Source organism: Psychrilyobacter atlanticus DSM 19335, from assembly GCF_000426625.1.
In the GTDB taxonomy this organism is placed as follows: Bacteria; Fusobacteriota; Fusobacteriia; order Fusobacteriales; family Fusobacteriaceae; genus Psychrilyobacter; species Psychrilyobacter atlanticus.
Genome location: NZ_KE384547.1, coordinates 2,320,369 through 2,326,853 on the forward strand (window position 1 = coordinate 2,320,369; position 6,485 = coordinate 2,326,853).

The following is a 6,485-nucleotide window of genomic DNA, read 5'->3' on the forward strand; positions in this document are numbered from 1 at the left end:
TTTATTCTTCTTTAATTTCATATAAATTTAAGGTATTATAAAAAAAGTCAGCGAAATTCGCTGACTTTTTATTTTATATTTTATGCTTTGGAAAATATTTAGTATGTAATAACTTATGAGCTTTATGACTCAATGGTTTGTCTAAATAATTTTCATAGATTGACTGTACAAATTTATTTTCATGAGATTTTCTTATGATTTTCTCATCATCTATATTTTGAAGTCCTTCTGCTCTCTTAGTAACTATACTGAAATCTCCGTGATGGTAAGGTTGTCCCCCTCCACCTACGCATCCACCTTTACATGCCATTATTTCTATAGCATGATAATTAGCTTCTCCTGCTCTTATCATATCTAACATCTTTCTAGCTTCTCCTAAACCATGAGCTATTCCGATATTAAGGTCTAAGTCTCCTACTTTTACAGTAGCTGATCTGAATCCTTCAAATCCTCTTAAAGCTTTGAAATCAACGTTTTCTAAAGTTTCTCCAGTTACCCATTCATATGCAGTTCTAGTCGCGGCTTCAATTACCCCACCAGTTCTACCGAATATAACTCCAGCTCCTGTGTATTCTCCTAATGGATTATCAAACTCTGAATTTTCTAATATTCCTAGATCTATATTAGCCTGCTTTAATAACTTAGCTAATTCTCTAGTTGAGATTGAATAATCTACATCTGGATTTCCATCCACTTTAAATTCATCTCTAGAAGTTTCGTATTTTTTAGCTAGACATGGCATTACAGATACTACAATAAGATCTTCCCTTGCAATTCCCTCTTCCTTAGCCCAGATACCTTTAGCAATTGCACCAAACATTTGTTGAGGTGATTTAGCTGAAGATGGTACATCTAACATATCAGGATAGTTATGCTCGAAGAACTTTACCCATGCCGGGCAGCAAGAAGTTAACAATGGTAATTTTACATCTTTATCTCCTGCTAAAAATCTTTCTAATCTATCTTTAAATTCAGAAGCTTCTTCCATTATAGTAAGGTCAGCAGCCCAGTTAGTATCGAATACTTGATCAAATCCTAATTGTCTAAGTCCTGTTACCATTCTACCTTCTACATTTACTCCTGGTTCCTCTCCAAATTCTTCACCTAAAGCTACTCTTACAGCTGGTGCAACTTGTACTATTACTTTTTTCTTAGGATCAGCTAAGTCTTTAACTAACTTCCAAGTATGATCATTTTCATGTAGTGCCCCTACTGGACATACAGCTACACATTGACCACAGTAAGTACATACACTGTCTTCTAAGTTTTGTTCAAATGCCGGTGCAACTACTGAATCAAATCCTCTATTTACTCCTGATAATGCTCCTACAGTCTGAACATCATTACACATAGTTTCACATCTTCTACACATGATACACTTATCCATATCTCTTATGATAGAAGGTGAGTAGTCAGATCTATAAGTTGACATTTCTCCTTCAAATCTTACCTCTCTTACACCTAATTGAATAGCTAAGTCCTGTAACTCACACTCTCCATTTTTAGAACATGCTAAACAGTCCTTAGGGTGATCCGATAATAATAATTCCATTATAGTTCTTCTTTTTTGCATTACATTCATTGTATTAGTTTTTACTACCATTCCCTCGTGAACTGGTGTAGCGCAAGAAGGTGCTAAGTTTCTTCTTCCTTCAACCTCTACAACACATATTCTACATGATGCACAATCATTTTTATAACCATTTCCACCAATTTGTAAATGACATAATGTAGGAATAGAAATTCCTAATGATTCTGCAGCGGAAAGTATCGTTGCTCCCTTGGGAACTTCTATTGATTTACCATCTATGATAACGTTTATTAATTCCATTGGTTTTTTACACACTCCCTTTTTTAGAATAGGTACAAGACACTATCCTTCTTAATTTTGATTACCCTCTATCTATCGCTCCAAATTTACATTTATCATAACAAGCTCCACACTTGATACATTTTTCAGCATCGATTACATGCATCTCTTTAACCTTTCCTGCAATACAATTAACCGGGCATACTCTAGCACATGCTGTACATCCGATACACTTGTCGTTGATTGAATAAGTCAATAGATCTTCACATGATCCTGCTGGACATTTTTTATCTACTACATGGGCTACATATTCATCCCAGAAATTATTTAAAGTTGAAAGGATAGGGTTAGGAGCAGTTTGACCTAATCCACATAATGATGTATCCTTTATAGTTTCAGATAATTCTTTTAATAACTCAAGGTCTTTCATAGTTCCATTTCCTTTAGTTATTTTTTCCAACATCTCTAATAACCTCTTGTTTCCAATTCTACATGGTGTACATTTTCCACAAGATTCTTCTACTGTAAATTCTAAATAGAACTTAGATACAGCAACCATACAGTCATCTTCATCTAGTACAATCATTCCACCAGATCCCATCATCGATCCGATAGCTGTCAATGAATCAAAATCAATTTTAACATCTAAATCTTTTTCAGTAAGACATCCACCAGATGGTCCTCCTGTTTGAACAGCTTTAAATTTCTTTCCATTTCTAATTCCGCCACCAATCTCAAAGATTACCTCTCTAAGGGTAGTTCCCATAGGTACTTCTACTAAACCTACATTATTTATTTTTCCTGCTAAAGCAAATACCTTAGTTCCAGATGATTTTTCTGTTCCTATACCTTTATACCATTCTCCACCATTTAAGATGATCTCTGGAATATTAGCAAAAGTCTCTACATTGTTTACATTTGTTGGTTTTCCCCAGTATCCAGATTCAGCTGGGAATGGAGGTTTTGAAGTAGGTTCTCCTCTTTCTCCTTCCATTGAATGAATAAGAGCAGTCTCTTCACCACATACAAATGCTCCAGCTCCATATTTAATCTCGATATCAAAATCAAATCCTGAATTTAAGATATTATCCCCTAACATCCCATATTCTTTAGCTTGAGCCATTGCGTTTTTCAATCTGTTTATAGCTAATGGATATTCAGCTCTTATATAAACCAATCCTTTAGTTGCACCAGTAGAATATCCACAAATTGCCATTGCTTCGATTACAGAGTGGGCATCTCCTTCTAGGATAGATCTATCCATAAATGCTCCGGGATCTCCCTCATCAGCATTACATACTACATATTTTTGATCCGCATCATTATTTAATGCAAATTGCCATTTTAAACCTGTAGGGAATCCTCCTCCCCCTCTTCCACGGAGACCAGATAACTTCATTTCATCGATTACCTCTTGCTGAGTCATCTCTGTTAATACTTTACCTAATGCCTGGTATCCTCTATTTCCAAAATACTCATTGATATTTTCTGGATCTATTAATCCACAGTTTCTAAGAGCTATTCTTTTTTGTTTTTTATAAAATTCCATATGATCAGAATCTTCTATTCTTTTTTTAGTAACAGGGTCTCTAAATAATAAAGTTTCTATTTTTTCACCTTTAATCAGATCTTCTTCTACTATTCTACCAGCGTCCTCAGGTTTCACTTCTACATAAAATGTGTTGTCAGGAACGATCTTTACGATTGGTCCTTTTTCACAAAATCCAAAACATCCCGTTTTGATTACCTGTACTTCTTCATTCATACCTTTTTCTACCAGTAAACTTTCTATATTCTCAGCTATTGCTCCACCTTTTGATGATAAACAGCCTGTCCCTCCACAAATTAGGACATGTTTCTTATAAGCCATCAATTTTACCTCCTAAAATTAGTGATTACATCTTTTGGTACCATTATTGTCTACTAAAAACTCCTCTATTTCAGAAGTGTCTTTAAGGTATTTTTTTATCAATCTAATAGCTTCATTAGAATCCACATTTCCAAAAACTACATTTCCCTTATCAGGAATAATAATTTCTAAACTTGGAAGTTTCCCTCCATACCCTAAAAATTCCGTTTTATACAGAGCTACATTTTCTATATCTTCCGTTTCAATCATATCAACTATAGATTTTATAACTAAGTCGGCATTTTTTATAGCAGTTTCATCTTTCGATGATACTCCCACCTTTATCTTAATTACATTCTCTAAATCTTTTCATTTTTTTCTGATTTTTATTAACTCTTCACACTCTTTTGCTTTTTTTAATAATTCTTCCATTGAAGTTATCTTTTTAGACATCTTTTGATCCCCCCATTTTAATTAAACTTTGCTAAGATCCCATCGATATCACGGGCTTCATCTTTACCAAATACCTCTTCACCAACTAATACAACAGGTGCTAATCCACAAGCTCCTACGCATCTTAAAGCATCTATTGAATATAATCCATCTAGTGTTGTTTCCCCTGCTTTAATTCCTAATTTATTTTCTAATTCTTTTAAAACTTTATCTGCTCCTCTTACGAAACAAGCTGTTCCCATACAAACAGAGATAGGATACTTCCCCTTAGGAGTCATCGTAAAGAATGAATAAAAACTTACTACTCCATATATTTTAGCTAAAGGTAGATCTAACCTGTCAGCAATAAACTCTTGAATCTCCGTTGGAAGATATCCAAATATTTCTTGAGCCTTATGTAGAACTGATATTAGTGCTCCATTTTTTTCAGGTAATCCAATTATAAATTCATCTAATTGTTTAAAACATTCTTGCTTTAACGTGTTTTTACAAGACATTTTTGCTCCTCCTTCTAATTATAAATCAATTACGTTAACCATAATTTCTTAGTTATTAATTTCACTTTACAATGACATTATACCGTATTTCCACTTTTTTGTTAAGCTCTTTTGCGTCAAAGTGTTTGCAAAACAAACAGTCCAGCCTATATTTAGAGCATCAAACTAATTAATAATTAAGTTGTAATCTTTCAATACTTAAAAACCAAATAACTTTAAAATCTAAAACAAATTGCCTTTTTCTTTTTAAATATCAATTTGTGATCATTTAAATAAACATTTGAAACAAAATTTATCCTTAATGTTATACCATTCTATTTTATAAATACCTTTTTTCTTTTTTCTTAAATTTAAATTAAACTTTTATTCTAAACATTTTTTTTATTTTCTAAGGAAATTATAATTTTTTTAGTTTATATTTTAGCTATTTTCTTTTTCATAAATAATTAAAATTTCATATTCTCTGCTCATTATTTTCAATATACTCTAATTCGTATTTTAATTTCCACTGTATCCGACAAAATACCAGTTATTTTTCTAAAAAATAATTTTTTGCATAAAAAAATAAGGGTTACTACAACTTAATGCTGTAACCCTTATTATTATTTCAAATTTTCATACGCTTCATTTATTTGTTTAAACTTTGCTTCATATTTATTTCTTGTTGTTTCGTCTAAGTTGTTAGCTTTATCTGGATGATATTTTCTTGCCATCCCTCTATAAGCTTTCTTTATTTCTTCTGGAGTGGCATCCTTATTTACTCCTAATTCAGCATAATATTTATCCTTATTTACAACATAACCAGGATGACCGCCATTTGTTTGTCTTTGGTAGTTCCCATAGTTTCCTCCTGCTGCCTGTCTGAAAAAATCCTCAAAATCCTGAGTATTGCCAGAATTTTTACTTTTATAATAATATGTTCTTGTATTTCTTTGAGGCTGCTTTTTTCCAAATATCATCCTCAATACAATCAATATAATAATAACCGGTAAAAATGTAATAAAAGCTGATCCCAAAAAGAAAATTATAACTGAAACTATTGCTATTATCGGTAATGCTCTTAAAGTATTTTTTAATCCTGTAAATAGCAGCGACATTGCAGCTATAAACGCTAATATGTAAATCATTTTTTTATTCCTCCTAGATCTCTCATAAGTTTTTTATAACTAAAGATCTCATCACAATTTTGAACAAACAAATTCTATATCTTTCCTTTTTTATTCCTATAAAATTTATATTTTTAACTCACTAACCTAAATTCATAACACATTTAGTATCTAAACATTATACCTTTATTTACAAAAAGTGTCAAATATATAAAAAAATCAGGAAAAGATCCTGATTAAAATTTTATTTGGTGGAGATAAGCGGGGTCGAACCGCTGACCTCCGCAGTGCAAGTGCGGCGCTCTCCCAACTGAGCTATATCCCCAAATTGAGTTTAGCAAGTTCCTATCCTCCCAAGGGGCTGCCCCCTAAGTACTTTCGGCGTATATGGACTTAACTTCTGGGTTCGGAATGTGACCAGGTGTATCCCCATAGCTATTCTTGCTAAACATATGGCGCTTCTTACAGGACTTGAACCTGTGACAACTCGATTAACAGTCGAGCGCTCTACCAACTGAGCTAAAGAAGCATTTTGAAAGACTTGGCAAGTTCCTATCCTCCCAAGGGGCTGCCCCCTAAGTACTTTCGGCGTTTACGGACTTAACTTCTGGGTTCGGAATGTGACCAGGTGTACCCCCGTAGCTTTTCTTACCAAGCTTACTTTCTTATTGAATATTGTTATCACAAAACCCTTGATTTATTAAATAAATCTTAGTGTTTTGGTGATGACCTTTACGGTTAAACATTCAAAACTATATAATAATGTTTTT

Annotated in this window: 5 protein-coding genes, 2 tRNA genes and 2 rRNA genes; all 9 read right to left on the reverse strand. The window is 33.0% G+C overall.

Features of this window, described 5'->3' with window-relative positions:
* Nucleotides 1-73: 73 nt before the first annotated feature.
* Nucleotides 74-1,831 carry an NADH-dependent [FeFe] hydrogenase, group A6 gene (locus tag K337_RS0111585; RefSeq protein ID WP_028856758.1) on the reverse strand — a complete coding sequence of 586 codons (1,758 nt, stop codon included), beginning with the start codon at nt 1,829-1,831 and terminating at the stop codon, nt 74-76.
* A 61-nt stretch (nt 1,832-1,892) separates the two neighbouring features.
* The gene (locus K337_RS0111590) at nt 1,893-3,680 is read right to left on the reverse strand and encodes an NADH-quinone oxidoreductase subunit NuoF (RefSeq protein ID WP_028856759.1); all 1,788 of its coding nucleotides are present in this window, start codon (nt 3,678-3,680) and stop codon (nt 1,893-1,895) included.
* An 18-nt stretch (nt 3,681-3,698) separates the two neighbouring features.
* Nucleotides 3,699-3,998, reverse strand: coding sequence for a hypothetical protein (locus tag K337_RS0111595; protein ID WP_028856760.1), 300 nt, complete (start codon nt 3,996-3,998; stop codon nt 3,699-3,701).
* A 131-nt stretch (nt 3,999-4,129) separates the two neighbouring features.
* Entirely contained in the window at nt 4,130-4,609 is a 480-nt protein-coding gene (locus tag K337_RS0111605; RefSeq protein ID WP_028856761.1) for an NADH-quinone oxidoreductase subunit NuoE family protein, read from the reverse strand.
* Between the two features lie 602 nt (nt 4,610-5,211).
* Nucleotides 5,212-5,736 (reverse strand): J domain-containing protein, encoded by a 525-nt coding sequence (locus K337_RS20390; protein WP_028856762.1) that lies wholly within the window; start codon nt 5,734-5,736, stop codon nt 5,212-5,214.
* 228 nt (nt 5,737-5,964) lie between these two features.
* Nucleotides 5,965-6,040, reverse strand: a tRNA-Ala gene (locus K337_RS0111615).
* A gap of 7 nt (nt 6,041-6,047) precedes the next feature.
* Nucleotides 6,048-6,164 (reverse strand): 5S ribosomal RNA (rrf, locus tag K337_RS0111620).
* Nucleotides 6,165-6,168: 4 nt separating this feature from the next.
* Nucleotides 6,169-6,244 (reverse strand) — tRNA-Asn (locus tag K337_RS0111625).
* Between the two features lie 10 nt (nt 6,245-6,254).
* Nucleotides 6,255-6,371 (reverse strand): 5S ribosomal RNA (gene rrf / locus K337_RS0111630).
* Nucleotides 6,372-6,485: the final 114 nt, after the last annotated feature.

Bases quoted from the DNA above. Each gene is read 5' to 3' on its own strand.
- K337_RS0111585 (WP_028856758.1), bottom strand. From the start codon at position 1,831: ATGGAATTAATAAACGTTATCATAGATGGTAAATCAATAGAAGTTCCC.
- K337_RS0111590 (WP_028856759.1), bottom strand. From the start codon at position 3,680: ATGGCTTATAAGAAACATGTCCTAATTTGTGGAGGGACAGGCTGTTTA.
- K337_RS0111605 (WP_028856761.1), bottom strand. From the start codon at position 4,609: ATGTCTTGTAAAAACACGTTAAAGCAAGAATGTTTTAAACAATTAGAT.
- K337_RS20390 (WP_028856762.1), bottom strand. From the start codon at position 5,736: ATGATTTACATATTAGCGTTTATAGCTGCAATGTCGCTGCTATTTACA.